Annotated in this window: 25 protein-coding genes; all 25 read right to left on the bottom strand. The window is 36.1% G+C overall.

Going from position 1 to position 25345, the window contains the following annotated elements; all coding sequences use genetic code 11:
- Positions 1–3 precede the first annotated feature (3 nt).
- The gene (locus tag MKX53_RS06155) at positions 4–324 is read right to left on the bottom strand and encodes a YlxQ family RNA-binding protein (RefSeq protein ID WP_093535077.1); all 321 of its coding nucleotides are present in this window, start codon (positions 322–324) and stop codon (positions 4–6) included.
- Positions 321–599: an RNase P modulator RnpM gene (rnpM, locus tag MKX53_RS06150; RefSeq protein ID WP_093535079.1), complete on the bottom strand. Its 279-nt coding sequence runs from the start codon at positions 597–599 to the stop codon at positions 321–323. The genes MKX53_RS06155 and rnpM overlap by 4 nt, the downstream gene beginning before the upstream one ends.
- A gap of 19 nt (positions 600–618) precedes the next feature.
- Complete coding sequence (nusA, locus tag MKX53_RS06145; protein WP_340909892.1) at positions 619–1752, bottom strand: transcription termination factor NusA; 1134 nt, start codon at positions 1750–1752, stop codon at positions 619–621.
- A gap of 22 nt (positions 1753–1774) precedes the next feature.
- Entirely contained in the window at positions 1775–2254 is a 480-nt protein-coding gene (rimP, locus tag MKX53_RS06140; RefSeq protein WP_093535083.1) for a ribosome maturation factor RimP, read from the bottom strand.
- Positions 2255–2388: 134 nt separating this feature from the next.
- Positions 2389–6711: a PolC-type DNA polymerase III gene (locus MKX53_RS06135; RefSeq protein ID WP_445678279.1), complete on the bottom strand. Its 4323-nt coding sequence runs from the start codon at positions 6709–6711 to the stop codon at positions 2389–2391.
- A gap of 118 nt (positions 6712–6829) precedes the next feature.
- On the bottom strand, positions 6830–8095 hold the full coding sequence (gene rseP, locus MKX53_RS06130; RefSeq protein WP_340909886.1) for an RIP metalloprotease RseP: 1266 nt from the start codon (positions 8093–8095) through the stop codon (positions 6830–6832).
- A gap of 51 nt (positions 8096–8146) precedes the next feature.
- The gene (gene dxr / locus MKX53_RS06125) at positions 8147–9295 is read right to left on the bottom strand and encodes a 1-deoxy-D-xylulose-5-phosphate reductoisomerase (protein ID WP_340909883.1); all 1149 of its coding nucleotides are present in this window, start codon (positions 9293–9295) and stop codon (positions 8147–8149) included.
- 17 nt (positions 9296–9312) lie between these two features.
- Positions 9313–10104, bottom strand: coding sequence for a phosphatidate cytidylyltransferase (locus MKX53_RS06120; protein WP_340909881.1), 792 nt, complete (start codon positions 10102–10104; stop codon positions 9313–9315).
- Positions 10101–10895 (bottom strand): isoprenyl transferase, encoded by a 795-nt coding sequence (locus tag MKX53_RS06115; protein ID WP_340761944.1) that lies wholly within the window; start codon positions 10893–10895, stop codon positions 10101–10103. Before MKX53_RS06115 ends, MKX53_RS06120 begins: the two co-directional genes overlap by 4 nt.
- A gap of 191 nt (positions 10896–11086) precedes the next feature.
- Positions 11087–11644 carry a ribosome recycling factor gene (frr, locus tag MKX53_RS06110; protein WP_093535095.1) on the bottom strand — a complete coding sequence of 186 codons (558 nt, stop codon included), beginning with the start codon at positions 11642–11644 and terminating at the stop codon, positions 11087–11089.
- On the bottom strand, positions 11644–12369 hold the full coding sequence (gene pyrH, locus MKX53_RS06105; RefSeq protein ID WP_093535097.1) for a UMP kinase: 726 nt from the start codon (positions 12367–12369) through the stop codon (positions 11644–11646). The genes frr and pyrH overlap by 1 nt, the downstream gene beginning before the upstream one ends.
- 306 nt (positions 12370–12675) lie before the next feature.
- Entirely contained in the window at positions 12676–13560 is an 885-nt protein-coding gene (gene tsf, locus MKX53_RS06100; protein ID WP_340909878.1) for a translation elongation factor Ts, read from the bottom strand.
- Between the two features lie 103 nt (positions 13561–13663).
- On the bottom strand, positions 13664–14386 hold the full coding sequence (gene rpsB, locus MKX53_RS06095) for a 30S ribosomal protein S2 (RefSeq protein ID WP_090562513.1): 723 nt from the start codon (positions 14384–14386) through the stop codon (positions 13664–13666).
- Between the two features lie 152 nt (positions 14387–14538).
- Complete coding sequence (locus tag MKX53_RS06090; protein ID WP_340909876.1) at positions 14539–15015, bottom strand: DUF6115 domain-containing protein; 477 nt, start codon at positions 15013–15015, stop codon at positions 14539–14541.
- 8 nt (positions 15016–15023) lie between these two features.
- Entirely contained in the window at positions 15024–15326 is a 303-nt protein-coding gene (locus tag MKX53_RS06085) for an RNA polymerase subunit sigma (RefSeq protein ID WP_340909874.1), read from the bottom strand.
- 17 nt (positions 15327–15343) lie between these two features.
- Positions 15344–16117 (bottom strand): FliA/WhiG family RNA polymerase sigma factor, encoded by a 774-nt coding sequence (locus MKX53_RS06080; RefSeq protein ID WP_340909873.1) that lies wholly within the window; start codon positions 16115–16117, stop codon positions 15344–15346.
- A 107-nt stretch (positions 16118–16224) separates the two neighbouring features.
- Positions 16225–16539 carry a hypothetical protein gene (locus tag MKX53_RS06075; protein WP_340909872.1) on the bottom strand — a complete coding sequence of 105 codons (315 nt, stop codon included), beginning with the start codon at positions 16537–16539 and terminating at the stop codon, positions 16225–16227.
- On the bottom strand, positions 16536–17033 hold the full coding sequence (locus tag MKX53_RS06070) for a chemotaxis protein CheD (RefSeq protein WP_340909871.1): 498 nt from the start codon (positions 17031–17033) through the stop codon (positions 16536–16538). The genes MKX53_RS06075 and MKX53_RS06070 overlap by 4 nt, the downstream gene beginning before the upstream one ends.
- Position 17034: 1 nt before the next feature.
- Positions 17035–17664, bottom strand: a complete 630-nt coding sequence (locus MKX53_RS06065; protein ID WP_340909870.1) for a chemotaxis protein CheC — start codon at positions 17662–17664, stop codon at positions 17035–17037.
- Between the two features lie 3 nt (positions 17665–17667).
- Positions 17668–18123, bottom strand: a complete 456-nt coding sequence (locus tag MKX53_RS06060; RefSeq protein WP_340909867.1) for a chemotaxis protein CheW — start codon at positions 18121–18123, stop codon at positions 17668–17670.
- A gap of 32 nt (positions 18124–18155) precedes the next feature.
- Positions 18156–20213, bottom strand: a complete 2058-nt coding sequence (locus MKX53_RS06055; RefSeq protein ID WP_340909866.1) for a chemotaxis protein CheA — start codon at positions 20211–20213, stop codon at positions 18156–18158.
- A 13-nt stretch (positions 20214–20226) separates the two neighbouring features.
- Entirely contained in the window at positions 20227–21324 is a 1098-nt protein-coding gene (locus MKX53_RS06050) for a protein-glutamate methylesterase/protein-glutamine glutaminase (RefSeq protein WP_340909865.1), read from the bottom strand.
- Positions 21325–21328: 4 nt separating this feature from the next.
- Positions 21329–22195 carry a MinD/ParA family protein gene (locus tag MKX53_RS06045; protein WP_340909863.1) on the bottom strand — a complete coding sequence of 289 codons (867 nt, stop codon included), beginning with the start codon at positions 22193–22195 and terminating at the stop codon, positions 21329–21331.
- Positions 22179–23294, bottom strand: coding sequence for a flagellar biosynthesis protein FlhF (locus MKX53_RS06040; protein WP_340909862.1), 1116 nt, complete (start codon positions 23292–23294; stop codon positions 22179–22181). Before MKX53_RS06040 ends, MKX53_RS06045 begins: the two co-directional genes overlap by 17 nt.
- Positions 23291–25324, bottom strand: coding sequence for a flagellar biosynthesis protein FlhA (gene flhA, locus MKX53_RS06035; RefSeq protein WP_340909861.1), 2034 nt, complete (start codon positions 25322–25324; stop codon positions 23291–23293). Before flhA ends, MKX53_RS06040 begins: the two co-directional genes overlap by 4 nt.
- Between the last annotated feature and the right edge of the window lie 21 nt (positions 25325–25345).

Below are 25345 nucleotides of genomic sequence, written 5' to 3'. Positions count from 1 at the left end.
AGCTCACCCCCGGTTATATTCGTTGAGAAGGCCGGACAGTTTTTTAGCGAAACCGTCATCCATAATGGCTATTGCCACCCTGGCCTCTTTTCCCGTCGCATGTCCGAGATCGTGCCGGTCTCCAAAGACATGCAGCTCAACGTTAAAAGATGCACATTTATCATTAATTTTTTTTGCTGTATTTTTAGAAGCGTCATTTGATAAAACAACTAGTTTTGCCTTTTGGCTTCTTATTTCTTTTACAACTAATTCTTCACCAGTTATTGTTTTTCTTGCTCGAGTCGCTAAACCTAAAAGATTAGATATCTGTTCTTCTATTTTCATTTGAGTTTATCTCTTTCAATAACAACGATTAACTGGTCATATACTTCATTTGGAATTGGTGCTTCTAAATGAGTGCCTAGTGAATTTTTCTTTTTCGCTTGGTTTACCGCTTCGATAGATTTGGATACATAAGCGCCACGACCAGATTTTTTACCTGTTAGGTCTACGGAAACTTCTCCTTCTTTCGAACGGACTATACGAATCATTTCTTTTTTCGGAAACATTTCACCAGTAGCAACACATTTACGTAACGGTATTTTCTTTTGAACCGCCATTTTAAATCACCATCCTTGCTTATTGTTCTTCTTTATAAAAATCGAAATCATCCAATTCTTCTTCATCCATTTTTTCTACGATAAGCTGTGGAGAATTTTCATTTGGATAAATTCCAAGTTCTCTTGCATCGGTTTCGCTCTTAATATCGATTTTCCAGCCAGTCAGTTTTGCTGCAAGACGAGCATTTTGACCTCTCTTACCAATTGCAAGTGACAACTGATAATCTGGTACTACTACCGTTGTAGATTTTTCATCTTCATTTACTTGAACGTCGATTACTTTAGAAGGACTAAGCGCATTTGCAACAAACACTACTGGATCTTCAGACCATTCAACTATGTCAATTTTCTCTCCACTTAACTCGTTAACAATTGTTTGTACTCGAGCACCCTTTGCACCAACACATGAACCAACTGGATCAATTTCGTCATTATGTGCAAAAACGGAAATCTTCGAGCGGTCACCTGCTTCACGAGCAATAGACTTAATCTCTACAATACCTTCAAAGATTTCTGGAACTTCCATTTCAAACAAACGACGAAGTAAGCCAGGGTGAGTTCTAGAAACAAATACTTGTGGTCCACGAGTAGTACGTTCTACTTTCGTAATATACACTTTAATACGTTCATGTGGACGGAATGTCTCTGTTTGGATTTGTTCATTTGCTGGTAATACAGCCTCAACTTTTCCTAATCCCACGTAAATATTACGAGCATCTAATCGTTCTACAATACCATTTACAATATCATCTTCACGATCCACATATTCTTCGTAGATAAGACCACGTTCAGCTTCACGTACACGTTGAGTAACAACTTGCTTCGCCGTTTGAGCTGCAATACGCCCGAAATTACGTGGTGTAACTTCCTCTTCAACTACATCACCAATCGCATAGTGTGGATTTATAACTTGAGCATCCTCTAAGGATATTTGCTGACGGTCGTCTGCTACTTCTTCTACTACATCTTTTCTTGAATAAACAAGCATAGTACCAGTAGCTAGGTTAATATCGACACGAACATTTTGGGCTTGGTTAAAATTTCTTTTATAGGCAGTTACTAAAGCAGCTTCTATTGCTTCTATTAAAACATCTCTTGAAATTCCCTTTTGTTGTTCGAGCGCAGTTAACGCATCTAAAAATTCACTACTCACTGCTTTCACTCCTCCATATACGTTATGCAGAGAAATCAATTGCTAAACGGGCAAGCGCAATTTTCTCTTTTTCAATTTGAATTTTTACTCTTCTTGTTTTCACACGTACTTCAATTAATGCGCCTTCTTCTATTGAATAAGAAAGTAATGTTCCTTCAAATTCCTTAGCTCCGTTCACTGGCTCGTATGTTTTGATAAAAACATGCTTACCAATCGCATTCGTGAAATCCGAATCCTTTTTCAAAGGTCGTTCTGCTCCAGGAGAAGAAACCTCTAAAAAGTAATTTTCTGATATTGGATCTTCTACATCTAACTTTTCACTTAGTTTTTCACTAACTTGAGCACATTGTTCAATATCAATGCCGCCATTTGGAGTATCAATATAAATACGTAAAAACCAATCTCGACCTTCTTTTACATATTCTATATCTACAAGATCTAAATTTAACTCTTGTAAAATAGGCGATACAAGCTCTTCAATTTTACTAATAATATTACTCATATAAGCCTCCTACACAACAATGATTTTCTATATAACAACAGAAAAGAGCGGGAAATCCCACTCTTTCGTCACAGAACTATGAAACATTGGTAGTTTTATATTACCATACATCATGGTGCCTTGCAAATTACCTCCTAAAACAATGAAAGCTGATTGGCATCTGGCAGACCTTCTAGACAGCCCATCGCATCCATATATTCGATGATTGTCTTGGATACTTTACCTCTTTGTTGAAGATCTTCCTTGGATAAAAATTCACCATCAATTCGTGCTTTAGCAATTTGAAAAGCAACATTTGTACCTAATCCTGGTATCGAATCAAAAGGAGGAATTAATGTATTTCCTTCTATAATAAATTCATTTGCATGTGATTTGTATAGATCAACTTTTTGAATTTTAATGCCTCGTTCTGTCATTTCCAATGCAATTTCTAATACTGTTAATAAGTTTTTTTCTTTTGGAGATGCTTCAAGGCCCTTTGCATTAATCTCATCTAGTTTTGCTCGAATTGTTTGAGATCCGTTGACCATTGAGATCAAATCAAAGTCAGAAGCTCTTACAGTAAGATATGCCGCATAATATATTATGGGGTAATGCACCTTAAAGTATGCAATACGAACTGCCATTAATACATAGGCAGCAGCATGTGCTTTCGGGAACATGTATTTGATCTTTTTACAGGATTCAATATACCAATTAGCTACCCCTTGTTTTTTCATCTCTGCTTCAAATTCTGGAGTTAGCCCTTTCCCTTTCCGAACTGACTCCATAATTTTAAATGCTAAGGAAGGATCTAACCCTTGATAGATTAGGTAAACCATAATATCATCACGACATCCGATTACATCAGAAAGCTGGCAAGTACCAGCTTGGATCAACTCTTGAGCATTTCCAAGCCATACATCTGTCCCATGTGATAAACCGGATATTTGGACAAGCTCAGAGAAAGTAGAAGGTTTCGTTTCTTCTAGCATTTGTCTTACAAAGCGCGTTCCAAACTCAGGGATTCCAAGTGTCCCTGTTTTACAATCAATTTGTTCTTCAGTAACACCTAATGATGCTGTTCCACTAAATATTTTCATCACTTCTGGATCATCTGTAGGAATTGTCTTAGGATCAATTCCCGATAAGTCTTGAAGCATACGAATAACAGTAGGATCATCGTGTCCCAGAATATCAAGTTTTAGCAAATTATCATGAATGGAATGAAAATCAAAATGAGTTGTTTTCCATTCAGAATCCTGCGCATCGGCCGGAAACTGAATCGGGGTAAAGTCATATATATCCATATAATCAGGAACAACAATGATTCCACCTGGATGTTGACCAGTTGAACGCTTAACACCAGAACACCCTTGAACTAAACGATCAATTTCGGCACCACGAAGAGCCAAATTATTATCGTTCATATAGCCCCTGACATATCCATAAGCTGTTTTTTCAGCCACCGTTCCGATTGTACCAGCACGAAACACATAGTCCTCTCCGAATAATTCCTTGGTGTAATTATGTGCAATAGGCTGATATTCACCACTAAAGTTTAAATCTATATCTGGAACTTTATCTCCTTTGAATCCAAGGAAAGTCTCAAACGGGATATCTTGCCCCTCTTTTACATAAGGTGTATCGCAGTTAATACAATTTTTGTTAGGTAAGTCGAACCCAGACCCAACCGATCCGTCTTGGAAAAACTCTGAATGCTGACAACTTGGACATACATAATGCGGCGGTAGTGGATTTACTTCCGTAATTTCTGTCATTGTAGCTACAAGAGAAGAACCTACCGATCCCCTGGATCCAACTAAATAGCCATCATCTAGAGATTTTTTCACTAATTTATGTGAAATCAAATAAATTACCGCAAAACCATGACCAATAATAGATGTTAATTCCTTCTCAATTCGTGCTTCTACTATCTCTGGTAGTACTTCCCCATAAATTTCTTTTGCTTTGGAATAAGTAAGAGATCTAACTTCCTCATCTGCTCCCTCAATCTTTGGGGTATATAAATCATCTTTAATCGGTTTTATGTCTTCAAGAGAATCGGCTATTTTTTGAGGATTAGTGACAACAATCTCTTTTGCTAGGTCTTCTCCAAGAAAGGCAAAGGCATCTAACATTTCATTAGTTGTGCGAAAATGTACTTTTGGTAGCCCGTTACGATTTAACGGATTAGCTCCGCCTTGTGAGTTTACAAGTATTTTTCTAAAAATAGCATCATTTTCATGCAAGTAATGTACATTGCCGGTTGCTACAACTGGTAAATTCAATTTTTTACCTAGTTTGAGCATTTTACGGATGATATCTTCTAAGTTCCATTCGTCTCTAACTAGTTCTGCCTCGATTAAATGAGAATATACTTCTTTAGGATGTATTTCTAAGTAATCATAAAACTGTGCAATTTCCTCCACTTGCTCTAATGGTTTTTGCATTAGTCCCTCAAAAACCTCTCCCTTATCACACCCTGAACCAATGATCAGCCCTTCTCTATGTTTTTGCAACACTGACCTTTTTATTCTAGGTACACGATAGAAAGTAGTTGTATGAGCAAGTGATACTAATTTGAACAAGTTTTTTAAACCTACCTCATTTTTAGCTAAGATTGTGCAATGAGTTGGTCGAGCTCGTTTATATGAATCCCCTTGTCCAATATGCTTGTTAAAGTCATCTAGAAACTCTATCTTATGTTCCTCAGCTTCTTTTAACAAATGTTGTAGTAAATATCCTGTTGCCTCACAGTCAAATATCGCTCTATGTGCTTGTGTTAACTCAATATTGAACTTTTTAGTTAGAGTACCAAGTCGATGGGACTTCATCTCTGGATGTAAGAACCTAGCTAGCTCTAATGTGTCTATAACCGGATGACTGAAATAATCTATTCCTGTTCTCCGATAACCTTCATATAGAAAGCCCATATCAAAAGATGCATTATGAGCAACAAGTATGCCATCGCCTATAAATTCATAAAAGTCCTTTATAACCTGTTCTATTTCAGGTGCATTTTGAACCATGTCATCTGTAATTCCAGTTAACTCGATCGTAGTAGCGGAAAGAACGTGATGCGGATTAACAAATCGTTCAAATTTATCGATAATATTACCATTTTGCATTTTTACAGCTGCCAACTCAATTATTTTATCGTAAGTAGCAGATAAGCCTGTAGTTTCAACATCAAATACAACATATACAGCATCCTCTAATGCAGTATGCTGTTCATCATAAGCAATAGGAACACCGTCATGTACAAGATTTGCTTCTAATCCATATAGAATTTTAATACCATTCTTTTTCCCAGCAGCATATGCTTCAGGAAATGATTGTAGATTCGCATGATCTGTAATAGCTATAGCTTTATGTCCCCATTTCGCTGCTTGTGATACAAGTGAGGATACAGAGGAAACAGCATCCATTTGACTCATCGGTGTATGTAGATGTAACTCTACACGTTTTTCTTTCGCTGTATCGATTCGTACCGCCGGATTTATCTCATTCATATCTTGTGCCATAATGATTAAATCTCGTACAAAAGTATCGTTTTGCACGGAACCTCTTACCTTTATCCACATTCCCTTTTGTAGTCGTTCCATCATTTGGGCATCTTCTTTATCTCTAGAGAACATCTTCACTAAAATAGAATCTGTATAGTCAGTAACTTTTGCAGTCAGAAGAGAACGACCACTTCGCAACTCTTTGACTTCGACGTCGAATACAAAACCTTCGATCGTTACTCTGCGTTCCTCATCTTGAATCGATTTTATGTCAATAATTGGCTCATCTTTTTTAAGAGGCACTCCTAGTTGGAAAGGACCGTCTGTATTCTGATTGCCATTCTCTGTTCTATTTTGATCACGTTTTTGCATATCTTCTAACGCTTTTTGACCTAACATTTCTTCCTCTAAACGACGTTGTTCAAGAAATTCTAACTGCGCTTGTGCTATTGCTTCTGTATCTTCAACTAAACGGAAGTCGAATGCTATTTTTGGAAATCCAAACCCTACATATACATCTGACAATTGTTCGATATATTTCTTTTTAAACGTTCGCAATTCAATTTCCTGCCCACAGGTTAAATGAATCATCTGACCGTTCCATTCGGGCTGTTGTTTTAATAAGCGGTCTTTTAAAGGTGGTGCCATGTCACTTAATTCTTTCAGAACTAATGGCCAATATTGATTGATAAGCTCCTGCGATACGTCTTTTCCTTCACTTTGAATAGTGAGTAAGATATTCGCTATACCAGAAAACTTTTCTATTAACCTTGTTTGAAAAATCGTAAATACATCTATTGGTAATACGGCCTGTAGTTGAATTTGAAAAGCCCATTGTCTATTTTTTTTATGTACAGTGAATCGATCGATGGATGCATGTTCAAAATGCTTTACGAAGGAATCCTCTGTTAACTCCAGTTGCTGCAATAACAAATGCATCCTCATTTTACCGTCGTCCATAGTTTGTATCCCTCCCTGATCTGTCTAGCTCCAGCGCTAGTCTGGGGTGTAATAGATGTTTGTGCTTTTATATACACAGTAAAAGAAAGGAAGTTCAGATGATTGAACTTCCCCCCTTAAAATTTTTTTACCCATTGAAGAAAAATCGTTGTATATCATTCCATGTAACGACAACCATTAGTACCATCAATAGCATAATACCGATAAAGTGGACCATACCTTCTTTTTGTTTATCTACCGGTTTTCCTCGTAAAGCTTCAAACAAGAAGAATAATAGTCTACCACCATCTAATGCTGGTAATGGTAACAGGTTCATAATACCAAGATTTATACTTAGTATTGCAGCCCAATGCATTAAATTGAATACACCATATTGCGCTACTTCTTCAGTCGCTTTATATATTCCAACAGGACCTGATAAATCATCTATAGAGAAATTACCAGTAATTAATGTGCCAAGTATAGTAAATATACGTTTAGTCCATTCATATGTTTGCTCTGCTCCAAAGACAACCGCCTTGGCAGGATTTTTTTCCATTGGACTAGTGTATTGTACACCAATTTGTCCAACTTTTTCTTTTCCAGCTACAACTTCTTGGGGTGTCATAGACAGATTAACTTCTTGTCCATCACGTTCTACTGTAAATTCCATCAGTTCATTTGAACTTACTTTCACTTTTTCTGATAATTCGTCCCATGTCGTAATGGAAGATCCATCTATTTTAGTTACCAAATCGCCATCTTGCATGCCCGCTTGAGCAGCAGGACTGTCTTTCACAACTGTTGTTATGACAGGTTCATATGTTGGTACTCCTTGAAACAACCCAAGCGCTAAGAAAATGAAAAACGATAGGATAAAGTTAAAAAGGGGTCCTGCAAAAATAGTTAGTGATCGCTGACCAACTGTTTTGGATCCGAATTGACGATCGGCTGGTGCAATGATTGTTTCACTGCCTTTTTCATTAATGACAGCATTTCGTGCTACATTGTACCTTACTAACTTTTCTTCTTCATTGTATCCCTCGATAAACATTTTATCGGTTAAATCAGATTTTTCTACTTCTAAAAACAACATATCAGGATAATGCTTATTTTGATTTAATAAAATCTGATCAATTTCGTCTTGATCATTTAAACGGATTCCTAATCGAAAGCCCGGCTGAAGCTCAACGGAGTCCATATCTTCTCCTGCCATACGAACATATCCACCGATAGGCAATAATCGTAGTGTATAAAGAGTCTCACCTTTTGTATATCCAAAGATTTTCGGTCCCATACCTATTGCAAACTCACGCACCATGATTCCAGCTTGTTTTGCAAAGATAAAATGCCCGAGTTCATGGAAAAATACAATACTTCCAAATATAATTATAAACGCAATGGCTGTCTCCACTATATCCCACCTTTAGTTTCTAGCTGTTTATGCTTTTACTTTCACATCTCTTCATTTTACCATGTTCTCAATAGATTTTCTTGTTTTTGCATCTACATGAAGAATAGTTTCTAAATCTGGATTTGAAAGAATCGTATGCTCATCCATAGCTCGTTCGATTAGCTCATCAATTGTTAAGAAACCAATTTTTTCTTGTAAAAACAAGGATACAGCAGCCTCGTTTGCAGCATTTAGGACCGTTGTCATAGTTCCGCCTGCTCGTCCTGCATCAATAGCTAATTTCAAAGCATGATAACGTGTGTAATCCATCTCTTCAAAATGTAACTTACCTATTTGAGCTAAATTAAGTCGTGGAGCTGACTCTCTTGTCAATCTCTCCGGATAAGACAATGCATATTGGATAGGTACACGCATATCTGGCGTTCCTAATTGAGCAATAACACTAGTATCTTGGAATTCAACTAATGAATGTATAATACTCTCTCGATGAAGTAACACTTCTATATCATCATAAGGAATATCAAATAATACTCGCGCCTCAATAACTTCTAAGCCTTTGTTCATCATTGTGGCTGAATCAATTGTTATTTTCGACCCCATAGACCAGTTAGGATGATTCAGTGCATCTTTTACCGTTACATTTTTAAGCTCTTCCCGAGTAAAGTCTCTAAAGCTTCCACCTGAAGCAGTAATGATGAGCTTTTCAATTTCAGAACGTTTTTCTCCGTTCATCGCTTGAAACAAGGCTGAATGTTCGCTGTCGACCGGCAGTATTGGTACATTATATTGCTTAGCTGCATTCATTATTAAGTGTCCAGCAGTTACTAATGTTTCTTTGTTCGCAATTGCAATTGTTATTCCTTTTTTAATAGCTTCTAATGTTGGTCTTAATCCTACACTTCCAAGTACAGCATTCACTAAAACATCTGCATTTGCATGAGCAGCAACTTGTACTAATCCTTGATCACCAAATACTAGTTCTGTTCGTGGAAATTCTTTCCTTAACAGAACTGCATCCTCTTCAAATAACACAGAAACTAGAGGAACTGAAAAATCTCGAATTATTTGCTTCGTAATTTCTATATTTTTTCCCGCTGAAAATGCTACTAGTTGAAACTTATCTGGATGCTCTTTTATTATATCCAGTGTTTGTATCCCGATAGAACCAGTTGCACCTAATAAACTTATTTTTTTAACCATGAAATAATGTCGTCTCCTTAGATAAAATGTAAAAAGTGAAGAAGCGGTAAGACAAATAAAATACTGTCAAATCGATCTAAAATTCCACCATGACCTGGCAATAATTTACCAGAGTCTTTCACATTATAATGTCTTTTTATCGCTGATTCTACTAAGTCACCTAGTTGTCCAAAAATAGAAGAAATAATTGTAATTCCTATTAATACAAGCATCGATGAAGTAAGCGGGCTTATCCATTGAATAATGAAAGCAGTGATTAATGCCCAAATAATGCCTCCAACAAAACCTTCTACTGTTTTATTTGGAGAGATATCAGGCCATAATTTTCTTTTCCCAATTTTTCGTCCGGTAAAATAAGCTCCAGAATCTGTTGTCCATACGATCAGCAATGCAAAAATAACGTATGCTAAACCTTCATTTCTTGTTTCAATAAAATAGTAAAAACCAATACCAACATATAGTGTACTTAAAATGACAAAAGCTGCATCATCAAAAGTGAAACGATTTTTCACCAATACTGTATAGATTAATACTAAAAATACTCCAACAAACACCCACTCTAATTTCGTGTGCCCTGTATAATGCAAAATATCATCTGTAAATGATGATGGCAATAACAATAGAAACAGGAGTAGATACGAAACTAAACTGGCGAATGAAAATAAACTTAAGTGCTTCATGCGAAGCATTTCATATAATCCTACTGCTGCAATTATGTATACTAATATAGTGAAAACAGGTCCTCCCAACAAAACAATTGGGAGAAATAGTGCCAAAGCAATAGCACCTGTTATTATCCGCTGTTTCAATTTACTTCTTCCCCCTTAAGTCCACCATATCTTCTATTCCTTTTTTGATAACTTTCAATAGCTTCTAATAAGCATGCTTCATCAAAGTCTGGCCAAAGCGTATCTGTAAACCAAAACTCCGTGTAAGCAAGCTGCCAAAGCATAAAGTTACTCAGTCGAACTTCACCACTTGTTCGAATGAGAAGATCTGGTTCCGATAAGTCTTTGGTCATTAAATTATTGGTCAGCAATTCTTCTGTAATTTCATCCTCTAAAATCTCTTTTTGCTCGATTTGTTTTGCAATACGTTTGACTGCCTGTACAATTTCATCTCTACTTCCATAATTCATGGCAAAGTTAAGAATCAGTCCATCATTTTGGGCAGTTTCATCCATCGCTTTATAAATAGCTCTTTTTGTATGCTCTGGCAGCATATCATGATTTCCCATCATTCGTACTTGAACATTTTGTTCAATTAACTCCGGTAAATATGTCCCTAAAAATTCTTCGGGTAGTCGCATTAAAAACTCGACTTCCATTTTTGGACGTTTCCAATTTTCTGTGGAAAAAGCGTACAAGGTTAACGTATCTATCCCGACTTCATTTGCAAATAGAGTAATTTTTTTTACAGTCTTCATACCTTCGTGATGACCAGCAATACGGGGAAGTGACCTCTTTTTAGCCCATCTACCGTTCCCATCCATAATAATTGCAATATGGCTAGGTAACTGTTCCTTTTGGGCATTTTCTTTACGTTCATCTAAATGAATATTGATCTTTTTCTCATTTTTACGAATTAGTTTATTAAACATTTAGAACCCCCCAATCTACCAAGTCGAACGTCTATCCCTATCATAACAAATAAACCCATATATAAAAAGACGTCCCTTTCAAAGGACGCCTTTTTTAAATAAAAGTTCAGAAATACTTAACCTAGACAAATCATTTGAAGAAGACTTTGGTATTTATTAAAGCATTAACCTTCACTACATCTTCATAAGGGTTAAACTTCTAAAATTTCTTTTTCTTTATCTTTAGTAATTGCATCAATTTTTTCAATGTTAGCATCTGTAAGTTTTTGAATTTCTTCTGTATAATTTCTTAACTCGTCTTCTGTAATCCCACCAGATTTTTCAAGTTTTTTCAAATCATCATTACCGTCACGACGAACGTTACGAACATTTACTTTTGCTTCTTCTGCTTCTTTTTTTACTAGTTTTACTAATTCTTTACGACGCTCTTCCGTTAATGCTGGAATTGCAATACGAATTAGTGTTCCATCATTAGTAGGAGTAATACCTAAATCTGATTTCATGATCGCTTTTTCAATATCTCCTAAAATAGTTTTATCATAAGGAAGGATTGTTAATAAGCGAGCTTCTGGTATAGAAATACCAGCCATTTGATTGATAGGGGTTGGAGCTCCATAATAATCTACTGTAATTTTGTCAAGTAGGGAAGCACTAGCACGCCCAGCACGGATAGTAGATAATTCTCTACTAAAAACTGATATTGTTTTAGTCATTTTATCACTTGTTTGCTCTATCACTTTTTTCGGCATTAAGAATTCCTCCTAACGACTGTCCCTATGGTTTCCCCGAGCACAGCCTTTTTAATATTTCCTTTTTCCATAATCGAAAATACAATAAGCTCTATATCATTGTCCATACATAAAGTAGATGCTGTAGAATCCATTACTTGGAGTCCTTGTTGTATTACTTCGATAAATGATAGTGTATCATATTTCACTGCCGTACTATCCGTTTTAGGATCAGCAGAGTAAACACCATCTACATTATTTTTGGCCATTAATATAACATCTGCTTCTATCTCAGCTGCTCTTAAAGCTGCAGTTGTGTCAGTAGAGAAGTATGGATTACCTGTTCCCGCTGCAAAAATAACTACTCGTTTTTTTTCTAAATGACGAATGGCTCTTCTACGTATGTAAGGCTCTGCGACTTGTCGCATCTCGATAGATGTCTGAACACGTGTTTCGACACCCGCTTTTTCAAGAGAATCTTGTAGAGCTAGTGAATTCATAACTGTAGCAAGCATACCCATATAGTCCGCTGTAGCACGATCCATGCCCATTTCGCTTCCTACTTTACCTCGCCATATATTTCCTCCACCTACAACTACCGCAACCTCTACTCCAAGATCTACAACTTCTTTCACTTGTTCGGCTACAGATTTAATAATGTCAGGAGATAAACCGAAACCTTGTTCTCCAGCTAACGCCTCGCCACTCAATTTTAAAACGATTCTTTCGTATTGTGGTTTGCTCATAGGTATCCTCCATCTCTATCTTGAAAAATAGGGAACACAAATTACGTGTCCCCCGGTTGTTATTGATATTATTTCTAGCAACGACGCATATTGTGAAGACTACCGAATTCCGTTTCAAGATAACGCCTTCCGCGGGAGAAAGCGCTGAACTATCGAGTCGAACGGTGTCTGCCGCTTTTCTATTTGTCTAGCTCCAGACACCAGCTGCTCATTCGCTTCAGACTTGCAAATAAAGGCAAAGGACGCCTTTATTGCAATTCTTCCAGCGCTGATCGCAGCAGGGCGGTGTCTGCCGCTTTTCTTTTATTAGTTACCTTTTACTTGGTTCATTACTTCTTCAGCGAAGTTGTCTTCACGTTTTTCGATTCCTTCACCAACAGCATAGCGTGTGAATGAAACTAGTTTACCACCAGTTGATTCAACAAATGTTTTTACTTTTTGGTCTGGATTTTTAACGAATGATTGGTCTAATACACAAACTTCTTCAAAGTATTTACCAAGACGACCTTCTACCATTTTAGCAACGATATTTTCAGGTTTTCCTTCGTTTAGAGCTTGTTCTGTTAATATTTTGCGTTCGTGTTCTACTTCTTCAGCAGAAACTTCATCGCGTGAAATATAAGAAGGGTTTAAGGCTGCAATATGCATTGCTACATCTTTAGCCGCTTGCTCATCAGTTGATCCTTCAATCACTGTAAGAACTCCGATACGTCCTCCCATGTGTAGGTATGGACCAAATGCATCTGCATCTGTTTTATTTTCAATTACAAAACGACGTAATGTAATTTTTTCTCCAATTTTCGCAACTGCGTTAGAGATTAAGTTTTCTACTGTTAATCCATCTTCTATAATTGTAGGTAGTGCTTCTTCTACTGAAGCTGGCTCTGTAGCTAATAAATGAGATGCTACAGTCTTCACTAAATGTTGGAAAGATTCATTTTTAGAAACAAAATCAGTTTCAGCATTCATTTCTAATAATACAGCTTTGTTTCCTTCCACTTGGATGAAAGTAGTACCTTCCGCTGCGATACGATCTGCTTTTTTAGCTGCAGAAGATAGACCTTTTTCACGTAAAAAGTCGATTGCTGCTTCTAAATTACCGTCTGATTCTACTAATGCTTTTTTACAGTCCATCATACCTGCACCAGTTTTTTCACGCAATTCTTTAACCATTTGTGCTGTAACTGCCATTATAAATTCCTCCTAGAACAATTAATATGTCATTTTCTCAAAAAAAGGTGATAAGAGGTTTGGCCGCTTATCACCTGTTAATTACATTTGTATTACTCAGGTCTTACTCAGCTGCAACTTCAGCAGAAGTTACTTCTTCGTCTTCACCTTGTCTTGCTTCTAGTAATGCATCCGCCATTTTAGCTGTTAATAATTTAACTGCACGAATTGCATCATCATTTGCAGGAATTACATAGTCGATTTCATCTGGATCACAGTTTGTATCAACAATTCCTACTAATGGAATGTTAAGTTTGCGAGCTTCTGCAACAGCAATACGCTCTTTACGTGGATCTACTACGAACATTACATCTGGAACAGCTTTCATATCACGGATACCGCCTAAGAATTTAACAAGACGTTCGTGTTGTTTTTTAAGTTGAACAACTTCTTTTTTAGGAAGTACTTCAAACGTACCGTCTTCTTCCATTTTTTCAATAGCTTTAAGACGAGCTACACGTTTTTGAATAGTACCGAAGTTAGTTAAAGTACCACCTAACCAACGTTGGTTGATATAGTAGTTACCTGAACGTTCTGCTTCTTCTTTAATAGCTTCTTGAGCTTGTTTTTTAGTTCCTACGAAAAGAACTTTCCCACCGTCTTGACCTACTTGACGCATGAAATCATAAGCTTCTTCTAATTTTTTCACCGTTTTTTGAAGATCGATGATGTAGATTCCGTTACGTTCAACAAAAATGTATTTTTTCATTTTTGGATTCCAACGGCGAGTTTGGTGACCGAAGTGTACACCAGCCTCTAATAATTGCTTCATTGAGATTACTGACATGATTTGTTTCCTCCTGGTTTGGTTTAGTCTTCCGCATTCATCATTTTTCTTTAGCTACTCTATAAATAGAGCACCTGCTAAATCCATCCGAACTGCGTGTGTATTCATACCGTTTTCTAATATAACATATCATTTTTATACTTTCAACTATTTTAATCTTTAAATTTCAGGAAAAGTTCAACTTCAGTCTTTCCTATTTGGAGAATTTTCGCTATTTCGTCAGAATTTCTTCCTTCTTCATGGTGAAATAACACTTTTTCTCTCATAGTTTCCGGTACTTTTTTTGCTATTGTTTGAGCAGATTTCATATAACTACTTGCTGCAATTTGCTTAGAGACGAAAGAAGTTGGTGTTTCAAATACTCTAGCTTCCTTTGTTGATGGATTTTCTACCATTTTAGAAAATGTAGTTTGAGGTACTTCTGTATTTTGTAATTCCTGTATAAGTCGATTATTTTCGTCTGTAATTTCTGCAATATATGCACTAAAAGAATCTTCAATATCCAATAAAACTTGTTGTTGTTTTCGTTCCATTTCATTAAACTTTGAAATCTTGGCATTTAATAGAGCAATGAAGTAAAAACTTATAACTTGCATCAAGAATAATATTATTAATAAGGTCGTTATCATAACTGCTCCTAACCACTAAAATCTACAAATTTCCCTTTGAAAGGATGCTTTGTCTCTTTCAATTCTCGCTCTTTCTTTTCTCTGTTCTGCCGCTCTTGCTCCATACGCTCTTTCTCTTCTTCCTGAGAGCTTGTCTCCGAAGTTTCCGAAGACTTGATGACCGTTTCTCTGTTTTTTTCTAACTGTTTTTCTGAGGCAGCTTGCGCGTTGGATTGACTAATTGCACCTTGTTGTTGTATTTGGTCTGCTATTTTACCAGCATCAAACGTTTTAGGAATAGCTATTTGAAGTTCTGCTAGTTTTAAACTCATAGTAGTATCCCCTTTATCTATACATTCGTCATTTCAGGCATTAAAAGTTTTCTAAGTTTAAATAGTGCTTTCGAATGAATCTGAGATATTCTCGATGTAGAAAGACCAAGCATCTCTCCAATAACTGTGAGCGTTAGCTCCTCCGTATAAAATAAACTTAAAACTAATTGTTCATTTTCATTTAATTGTTGAATTTGATCGGCTAAATCACCTATTAGTTCTCGCTGAACCATTTGTTGTTCTGGTGTTTTCTGAGAGTCATCTCGAATTACATAAGATTTTTGCTCAGGTTCATCACTTTCTTGTAATTGCTCATCTATAGACAGTACATTAGAAAAAAAATGTTCCTGTACAGTTTGATAAACCTCTTCAACAGGTAACTCGACAAATTCTGCTATCTCTTCAGCAGATGCATGTCTCATCAACTTTTGCTCGAGTTCTTCAATTTTTGATTCTAATTTCTTCGATTTTTCTCTTGAAGAACGTGGAAGCCAATCTTCTTTTCTTAATCCATCAATAATAGCCCCTCGTACACGAAAGGAAGCATAAGTATCAAATTTCAATTCTCTACTATAATCAAACTTGTTCAGAGCATCAAATAATCCCATCATTCCTAAACTTTTAAGCTCTTCTCTAGATATATTTTTAGGGATACTCGCACCAATTCTTTGCACATGATAGTTTACAAGTGGCACATATTTTCTCATGAGTAAATCTCCGGCTTGAGGATCTTTGCTTTCAGTCCAATTCTTCCAAAGAACCTGTTCATCTGTCGAATCTTGATTTGCCACAATTATCCTCCTCTCCCATATATCTGACCATTATGGTTATTATAACAAAAATCTCACTAAAAAGGGGAGTCGAAACTACCGACCCCCTCGTTTTTTAATACATTTTGTTATATTGTATTGGTTTTTTCATCTTCTACTAACATTGTTTTTACTAACTCCGCATAATCTTCTGAAGATATTTCAGACTTTAAATTACTGGCTTCATCTTGAATAGCTATTTCTTTTATCTCTTCCTGCGGATTACTCATTATATAACTAATAATTGCTCTAGCTAAAAATGTTAATAGGAAAAATCCAACAGAAATAATACTTGCTTCAAGAATAATTCCCATACCCTCTATAAATGGATAAGAGAATAAAAAATATACAGTAAAAGCAATAAGCGCTACCCAAAAATTAGAAAGAATAGTTCCTAGCATCATATATTTCTCACTCCTTGATTAACTGTTCGAATATTTAGTAATTTGGTGGTAGGATCAAATTCTATTGTTCTACCACTATTTCCTCCAGTATCTTCTGCGATTATAGGAATAGAATACTTTTTTAAATACTCTTTTACTGCTTCAACATTGCGTGGTCCAATTCGCATTGCATCTTTAGTAGAAGAAAATTGAAACATTTGAGCTCCTCCGGCAATTTTAGCTTTTAATTTAAAAGGCAGAATACCTTCTATTTTGAGCTGTTCCACCATTGCGGGAATTCCAGTATCCGCAAACTTAGCGATATTTACCACCTCAGTTCTACCAAGACTAGAATCTGGTAACATTACATGGACCATGCCTACTATCGTGGATCTCTCGTCATACAAAACAACTCCTACACATGAACCAAGTCCTGAAGTACGTATTTTATCAGGAGCTTTCGCAATATTCATATCGGCAATACCAACTTTAACTATTTGACCTTGTGTATTCATATTAGCTAACTCCTAAAGCTTTAAAAATAGCTTCAAATGATTCTGGATCAGGTAATAAAAAGAAATGCCCTTTCACACTTTCCACATTCCGAACATCCTTTTCATTAATAGCAGTATCAATCACAATAACATAATCACTTACATGAGATAACTCTACCAATCCAAAACTAATTATAGCTCCCACCATATCTACGCTTAGGGCAGGTACAGTAGGGTAGATTTTTAAAGAAGTAAAATCTGACAATGCAGATAAATAAGAACCAGAAAGTATATTACCAAGCTCCTGCATGGCTGAAACACCTATTTCAGAAACTTCACCTGTTTGAAAATCGAAGCTCTCATCTTGTATCAACCTTCGGATAAATCGATTCGCTTGTTCTACAGGTAGCACAAAAAACATGCTGCCTGTTACATCTCCCTCAATGCGAAGATAAATACCTGCAACTACTCTTTCTGGCCCTCCCGCTAAATCCATCATTTCATCAAAGGAAACCATTTCTACTTTAGGTACCTTCATATCAATTTTTTTGTTTAATAATGTCGATAATGCCGTTGCAGCATGTGCAGCACCAATATTTCCTATTTCCTTTAATACATCTAAATGTACAGAAGTTATTTTATTATCGTACATTTATTAAACTCCTGACTTAATAGGATTTAACACAAGATTTAAGTTCAATAGTATTAAAAGGCGGCTATCAATTTTAGCTACTCCAGCTATAAAATCTGATTCCATTCCCCCAACCACCTCAGGCTGTGGTTCAATTGCATCAAGAGGTATATCTAATACATCATTAGCAGAGTCAACAATTACACCGACATTCATATCATCTAGCGTAATTATAATAATACGAGTAGAATCACTTAAACTGCTTTCACCTAATCCAAAGCGATTTTTCAAGTCTATAATTGGAGTAACTACCCCTCGCAAGTTAATAACTCCTTTTACAAACTCAGGAGTTTTAGGTACACGTGTAATATATATAAGTTTTTCAATGCCTTGTACCTGACTTACAGGTATAACATATTCTTTATCTGCCAATTGAAAAACGACTACTTTTAAATTTTTATAATCTACGACTTCTGTCATAATGCTATCTCATCCTTTCTAATTGATGCTCTTTAGCTGATTAACGCATTACAATCTACAATAAGTGCTACTTTACCATTACCTAAAATAGTTGCACCAGAGATTGCGAACACACTTGATAAATATGCACCCAGTGATTTTAAAACGATCTCCTGTTGACCAATAAATGAATCTACTACGATACCAGCCATTTTATCTCCTTTACGGACAAGAACAACCGAATGGAATTCGTCATCAGTACTTTCTCTTGGAACATCAAATACAGTTTCTAAAAATACTAGTGGAACAACTTTTCCACGGAAATCTATCACTTTTTGGTTATGAGCATTCAATATATCAGAAGAACGAATAATAGCAGTCTCGATAATAGAAGACAGCGGGATAGCGTAAATTTCTTCCCCAAGTTCTACAAGCATTACGGAAATGATAGAAAGGGTCAACGGTAATTGTATAGAAAATAGAGAACCTTTTCCTTCCGTCGACGAGATATCTATAAAACCGCCAAGAGATTCAATCGTTGTTTTTACAACGTCTAAACCAACTCCTCTACCTGAAACGTCTGAAATGACATCAGCAGTAGAGAATCCTGAAGAAAGAATAAGCTCCGCTACTTGTTTATCACTTAGCATTTGCGCTACTTCATCTGATACAATTCCTTTTGCTATAGCTTTTTTCAACACTTTCTCACGGTTAATGCCTGCACCATCATCTTCAATTTCGATAAATACATGATTTCCGCTATGGTATGCACGAAGAACGACTGTACCTTCCTCTGGTTTACCTTTTGCTAAACGGATTTCAGGACTTTCTACACCATGATCTAGAGAGTTTCTTATTAAGTGAACAAGAGGATCTCCGATTTCATCAATAACCGTTCGATCTAATTCAGTTTCTGCCCCAATAACTTCTAGATTGATTTTTTTGTTTAAATCACGTGCTAATTGACGTACCATTTTAGGGAATCTATTAAATACTGTTTCTACTGGAACCATACGCATATTTAATATAATATTTTGAAGGTCACCAGTGATACGGGACATACGTTCTACTGTTTCATCTAATTCACTATTGTGTAAATCCTCAGAGATTGATTGTAGACGACCGCGATCTATTACTAACTCCTCAAACAAATTCATCAATACATCTAAACGTTCAATATTTACACGAATTGTTTTACTAGACTGAACTTGATTGCTTTTAGTAGTCGGTGATTTTTCCGTAGCTTTTACTACCACTACCTCCTGACTACCTTCAATAACTTCTGTATTCCCCGAAAATGGAGTCGCTTCTACTTTGTCAAAATCGATATTATTGCGTTTTTTGAGTTGCTCTAACGTAACCGAGTTAACTAATACTTCCGTTACTTCAGAGACCTTCATTAATTTCTTTTTCACATCTTCAGAAGACTCATTTGTAACTAAAGCTACATAGAAAATTTCATCAAAATCTTCTCCTTCTAACTTTTCAACGGAGGGTGAAGATTTTATAACATCTCCCATTTTCTCTAATAATTCAAAGACCATATATACTCTTGCAGCTTTTAATAAGCAATCTTCTCGCAGCTTGACAGAAATTTCATACGTAGAGAAATCCTGTTCGACTGATTGTTCTATAACTGTCATTTCATAATCATCATACGATAACCAATTTTCTTGAGAAATATTACTTTCTACAGTTGATTCGACTATCGTCGCGGACAATGGAATTTCTTCTCCTGTTTCTATATTATGTAACTTTTGAACAGTATCTGTTACATCCAGATTTCCTTTTCCACCGGAGGCAATATCCATTACCATCTCTTCCAATTGATCAACAGCTATAAAAACAACATCCAATAATTCTACTGTTACATGCAGACGGCCGTTTCTAATTTCATCTAAAACATTTTCCATTTTATGTGTTAAATTAGCGATATCTTCATACCCCATCGTTGCGGACATGCCTTTTAAGGTATGTGCAGAGCGGAATACTTCATTAACAATTGCAATGTTTTCAGGATTTTTTTCTAATTCTAATAAATGTTCATTGCAGGCTTGTAAATGTTCCTTACTTTCTTCTATAAACATTTCAAAATATGGATTCGTATCCATTGATTAACACCCCTTAAGGAAGATATTGTATGATTGTTTTTGCTATTTGATCTAAATCTACTACTTCATTTACTAAATTAGTTTCTACAGCAGCTTTTGGCATTCCATATACAATACATGTACTCGCCGATTCTGTTATAGCTATAACATTTCCACTCTTTTTTAACTGTTTGAGACCGAGAGATCCATCAGATCCCATTCCTGTCATAATAACGGCAATCTTGTCGAAATCATTGAACTGACTATTATCTTCAAGAAGCACATCTACCGCTGGTCTGTGTCCCGCTCGAGGTGGTTCTATGTCGTCTAGAACGATGTAATAAGCCGAAACTTTTTTTTGTATACGCATATGAAAGCCGCCTGGTGCTACATATGCGTGTCCATCTTGCAGTAAATCCCCATCTTCTGCTTCTTTTACTTCAATTTCAGATAATTGATTGAGCCTTTGTGCCAAAGACTTTGTAAATCCTGCAGGCATATGTTGAACGATTAATACAGGAGCTTTCATATCCTTTGGAAGTTTTGTAATTACTTCCTGAAGAGCGCGAGGTCCTCCAGTTGAAGTACCAATTAAAACCATTTTCTTTCTGGACTTGTCCCACTTAACAGCATTAGTAGTATCAGGTTTATTTTTTAATTCGACACTTTTTGATATTATATTATTGGTAGGTAATGAGGAGCGTTTCTGCATTTTGTTAATGGATACTTGTGCAGCATGTTCAACTTTTTCTACTAATTCCAATTTAATCTTATGTAAATCTAAGGAAATAGTACCACTTGGTTTTGCGATAAAATCCACGGCGCCATAATCCATCGCTAGCATCGTACTTTCCGCTCCACTTTTCGTCGTACTGGAAAGCATTACAACCGGAACCGGCGTTTCTAACATAATCTTGCGGAGCGCCTCCAAACCATTCATCACTGGCATTTCAACATCCATAGTGAGAACATCTGGCTGTAGAGTTTTTATTTTTTCAATTGCGTCTTTTCCATTTCTCGCGATCCCAACTACCTCTATCAACTTACTATCGACAAAGAAATCACTGATAAGTTTTCTCATAAATGCAGAGTCATCTACGACTAATAACTTCTTTTTAGACTTGTTATCCATAATCTCACGTCCTTCCTGAAAAAAGACTTTTTAATCGAGATATGAAATTATTTTGCTTACGAGTAGCTTCTATTGCATCTTCCAAATCGGTAAATGTATAGACTATCTTTTTTAACTTTTTCGTTATTTCAGCTTGCGGATATAAGACAGAAAATGGGGTTTGCTCCCTTACTGCTTTTCGAACAACTGTATCTTCGGGCAATACACCTAATATCGTAATTTCTTTGGAGAGAAACTTAGACATTGCTAGTTTTAATCTTTCTGTTGTTTCAGCACCTTCTTCATCGCTAAAGGCTCTATTACAAATAAGATAGAATTTTTTTTCAGAATCTTTATAGTAAATATATTTCATCATAGAATATGCATCTGTAATAGAGGTAGGCTCCGCTGTCGTAATGACGATAATATCATCCACAGACATTAACAAATCTAGTGTCTGACTTGTTGCACCGGCCCCCATATCAAAAACAATGTAGTCAAAGGTTTTCTGTAAATATTCGAAAGCCTCTATTAAGCGATTGAACATTTCACCTGTCCACTCAATTACACCACTTAACCCAGAACCCCCAGATATATATTGCAAGCCATTTGGACCTTCAAACAACACAGACTCTATTGGCTGTTCTCCAACCAAATAATCTTTCAAGCTATATGGCACTGATTTCCCTAGTAAGATATGAATATTGCCCATTCCAATATCCATATCAATTAGCACGACTTTTTTGCCATGCCCACTTAAAGTTGTGCTAAAATTTATAGAAAAATTACTTTTTCCAACTCCACCTTTACCGCTAACTATTGCTAAGGAACGCCCAAGCCTATTTTGATTACGCAGCATTTTCATTCTAAGTTCTTCAGCCTGATCTCTCATAGCGAATCCCCTTTAAAAACAATTTGAGTAATTCTTCAAGACTAGCTTCCATAATATCTTCCGGGACTTCTTGACCATCAGTGTAGTAAGCAAGTCCTTTATTATATTTAACCATTAAATTGATAATTGAGCCAATAGTATTTGTTTCATCTATCTTCGTAAAGATAAATTTATCAATAGGAAATTCACTAAATTGTTCTATTATCATTTCCATGTCTTTTTGCTTAGACGTAGACGAGAGTACTAGAAAGGTTTCCGTATTCACTTCAAATTCGATTAACTTTTCCAAGTCTCTTACAAATTTAGTTTCTTTAAAATTCCTTCCTGCTGTATCGATAAAAACGATATCTAAATGTTCGAACTTTACCATTGCTTCTTGTAAATCTTTTTCGTTATACACAATTTCTAAAGGAGATTGTAATAAGCCCGCATAGGTTTTTAGTTGCTCTATAGCTGCAATCCGATATGTATCGGTCGTAATAAAACCAACTTTTTTCTTTTTCTCTAAAATTGCACGCGCAGCTATTTTAGCAATAGTTGTCGTTTTCCCGACACCTGTTGGTCCTAATACGTTTATATATTTTTTAGTATAAGAAATTCCACCAAATGGAAGATGCTCCATATGAGTTTGCAGAGTAGAATTTGTCAGACTAAGCTGATCTGCTATTTCGAAAGCTTCAGCATTCCTTTTATGATGCACAAAAAGCTCATCACTAACAGATGTGATCAGCTCCTCTGACAATTCTTGTTCTTCTAAAAAGTCCATAAGAGTTTTCATTTCAGCTGGGTATGAACTTAGCATTTCTGGACGTTGAATATTCCTAACCATTTGTTTTAAATCTGCTAATTCTTTATGGATCTCTATAGAAACATTTTGTTGTTCTTGAGACACAATAGTGGGCATCTCAAATGTATTATTGGTCTGTTCTAATGTATCGATTCCAGCTAACACTTCGAAAGATTTTTTCTTAAATAAGCCTAAAAAACCTTTAGAAAATACAACCTTAGAACTTAATATAACTGCATCGTCACCAAATTCTTTTCGAATTAACTTCATTGCTTCTGGCATTGTGCTAGCCGTATACTTTTTCATCTTCAATCTACATTCACCACCCCGACGCTTTGTACCTCAATGGAGGATTCTAGTTCATTATAAGAAAGAATTGGCACATGAGGGAAATATCTTTCCGTCATTTGTCTAAAATACATCCTTACTGCAGGTGAACAAAGAATAATTGGAGACTGTTCCATCATGGAAGCACGCTCCACCTCTTTTGCCATAGACTCTAGTATTGCTTGAGAATCATCTGGATCAATCGATAAATAGTTTCCATGTTCTGTTTGTTGAATACTGTCAGCAATTAGTTTCTCCACTTTACCAGAAACCGTTAACACTTTTAATATATTACTATTTCCAGCATACTGTGTTGTAATTTGCTTCGCTAGAGATTGTCTTGAGTATTCAGTTAATACATCGGCATCCGACGTCATTTTTGAATAGTCTGCAAGGGTTTCAAAAATGATTGGCAAATTGCGAATTGATACACGTTCTCTTAAAAGATTGCTCAATATTTTTTGTATTTCTCCTACAGTTAATGGTGTAGGTGTTAACTCGTCTACTAGGATTGGATATGTCTCTCTAATGTGGTCGATTAATTGTTTTGTTTCTTGACGACCTAATAATTCATGTGCATTATTTCGGATAATTTCAGTCATATGTGTTGAAACAACACTTGGAGGATCAACAACAGTATATCCTAGTATTTCTGCTTCCTCTTTTACGGATTCTGTTATCCACTTAGCAGGTAAACCGAAGGAAGGTTCAACAGTATCTATACCCTCAACGGAATCATCATCACCAGGACTCATAGCTAAATAATGATCTAAAAGAAGCTCTCCTCGAGCCATTTCATTTCCTTTAATTTTTATACGGTATTCGTTTGGTTGCAGCTGAATATTGTCACGTATTCGAACTACTGGAATAACTAAACCTAATTCAAGTGCTAGCTGTCTCCGAATCATTACAACACGATCAAGTAAATCTCCGCCCTGCGCAGCATCTACTAAGGGAATCAGGCCATAACCAAACTCAAATTCTATTGGATCCACGTTTAGTAAATTAATAACATTTTCTGGACTTTTCATATTATCAGTTGTTACTTCCTCTTCAAATTCTTCCATCTCTTCCGGACCTTCTTTACTAGCCTTACTTATCATATAAGCTCCTACAGCTAGTGCAATTGCAATCGGCAAAGTTAACACTAAACCAATCGGTGTAACAATACCTAGAAGCGTTATTGTCACGGATGCAACATAAAGAAGTTTTGGCTGATTAAACAATTGTCCTGTTATATCTCCACCAAGATTTCCTTTAGATGCAGCTCTGGTTACAACAATACCAGTTGCAGTGGATATTAATAACGCTGGAATTTGGGAAACTAAACCGTCTCCAACAGTAAGAGTCGAAAATAATACCGCTGCTTCCCCAAAAGGAAGTCCAAATTGAACGACACCAATAATAATACCAAATAGTAAATTTATAATAACGATAATAATACCTGCTATGGCGTCCCCTTTAACAAACTTTGTAGCCCCGTCCATCGCACCGTAAAAGTCCGCTTCACCACTAACCTTTTCACGTCTTTCACGAGCTTCTTTTTCGGAAATCATTCCTGCGTTTAAATCCGCATCAATACTCATTTGTTTACCAGGCATTGCATCTAGAGTAAATCGAGCAGCAACTTCAGATACACGCTCTGCACCTTTTGTAATTACGATAAAGTTAATAATAACTAAAATAGCAAATACAACTAAACCAACGAGCATATTCCCTCCTGTAACAAATGTACCAAAGGTTTCAACTACTTTTCCCGCGTCACCCTCAGCTAGAATTGCTCTTGTTGTAGAGATATTTAAAGCAAGTCTAAATAATGTTACAAGAAGAACTATTGTTGGAAATACAGAGAACTCTAAAGCTTCTTTCATATTCATAGCGGTCATCAATATTAGTAAGGCTATTGTAATATTTATAATAATAAGGAAACTTATCAACCAATGAGGAAGAGGTATTACGAGCATCGCCACTATAGATATTACAGCTGCCAATACGGTTATATCGCGGATTTGCATTTACTTCCACCTCGAACTTTA

Source organism: Psychrobacillus sp. FSL K6-4615, from assembly GCF_038008225.1.
GTDB lineage: Bacteria > Bacillota > Bacilli > Bacillales_A > Planococcaceae > Psychrobacillus > Psychrobacillus psychrotolerans.
Note: the sequence above shows the minus strand (reverse complement) of the source record. Positions and strands in the feature narration are given on the sequence as shown.

Coding starts and splice junctions, on each gene's coding strand:
- MKX53_RS06155 (WP_093535077.1), bottom strand. CDS start 324: ATGAAAATAGAAGAACAGATATCTAATCTTTTAGGTTTAGCGACTCGA.
- rnpM (WP_093535079.1), bottom strand. CDS start 599: ATGGCGGTTCAAAAGAAAATACCGTTACGTAAATGTGTTGCTACTGGT.
- rimP (WP_093535083.1), bottom strand. CDS start 2,254: ATGAGTAATATTATTAGTAAAATTGAAGAGCTTGTATCGCCTATTTTA.
- dxr (WP_340909883.1), bottom strand. CDS start 9,295: ATGGTTAAAAAAATAAGTTTATTAGGTGCAACTGGTTCTATCGGGATA.
- MKX53_RS06115 (WP_340761944.1), bottom strand. CDS start 10,895: ATGTTTAATAAACTAATTCGTAAAAATGAGAAAAAGATCAATATTCAT.
- frr (WP_093535095.1), bottom strand. CDS start 11,644: ATGCCGAAAAAAGTGATAGAGCAAACAAGTGATAAAATGACTAAAACA.
- pyrH (WP_093535097.1), bottom strand. CDS start 12,369: ATGAGCAAACCACAATACGAAAGAATCGTTTTAAAATTGAGTGGCGAG.
- tsf (WP_340909878.1), bottom strand. CDS start 13,560: ATGGCAGTTACAGCACAAATGGTTAAAGAATTGCGTGAAAAAACTGGT.
- rpsB (WP_090562513.1), bottom strand. CDS start 14,386: ATGTCAGTAATCTCAATGAAGCAATTATTAGAGGCTGGTGTACACTTC.
- MKX53_RS06090 (WP_340909876.1), bottom strand. CDS start 15,015: ATGATAACGACCTTATTAATAATATTATTCTTGATGCAAGTTATAAGT.
- MKX53_RS06085 (WP_340909874.1), bottom strand. CDS start 15,326: ATGAGTTTAAAACTAGCAGAACTTCAAATAGCTATTCCTAAAACGTTT.
- MKX53_RS06075 (WP_340909872.1), bottom strand. CDS start 16,539: ATGATGCTAGGAACTATTCTTTCTAATTTTTGGGTAGCGCTTATTGCT.
- MKX53_RS06070 (WP_340909871.1), bottom strand. CDS start 17,033: ATGAATACACAAGGTCAAATAGTTAAAGTTGGTATTGCCGATATGAAT.
- MKX53_RS06065 (WP_340909870.1), bottom strand. CDS start 17,664: ATGTACGATAATAAAATAACTTCTGTACATTTAGATGTATTAAAGGAA.
- MKX53_RS06060 (WP_340909867.1), bottom strand. CDS start 18,123: ATGACAGAAGTCGTAGATTATAAAAATTTAAAAGTAGTCGTTTTTCAA.
- MKX53_RS06055 (WP_340909866.1), bottom strand. CDS start 20,213: ATGGATACGAATCCATATTTTGAAATGTTTATAGAAGAAAGTAAGGAA.
- MKX53_RS06050 (WP_340909865.1), bottom strand. CDS start 21,324: ATGGATAACAAGTCTAAAAAGAAGTTATTAGTCGTAGATGACTCTGCA.
- MKX53_RS06045 (WP_340909863.1), bottom strand. CDS start 22,195: ATGAGAGATCAGGCTGAAGAACTTAGAATGAAAATGCTGCGTAATCAA.
- flhA (WP_340909861.1), bottom strand. CDS start 25,324: ATGCAAATCCGCGATATAACCGTATTGGCAGCTGTAATATCTATAGTG.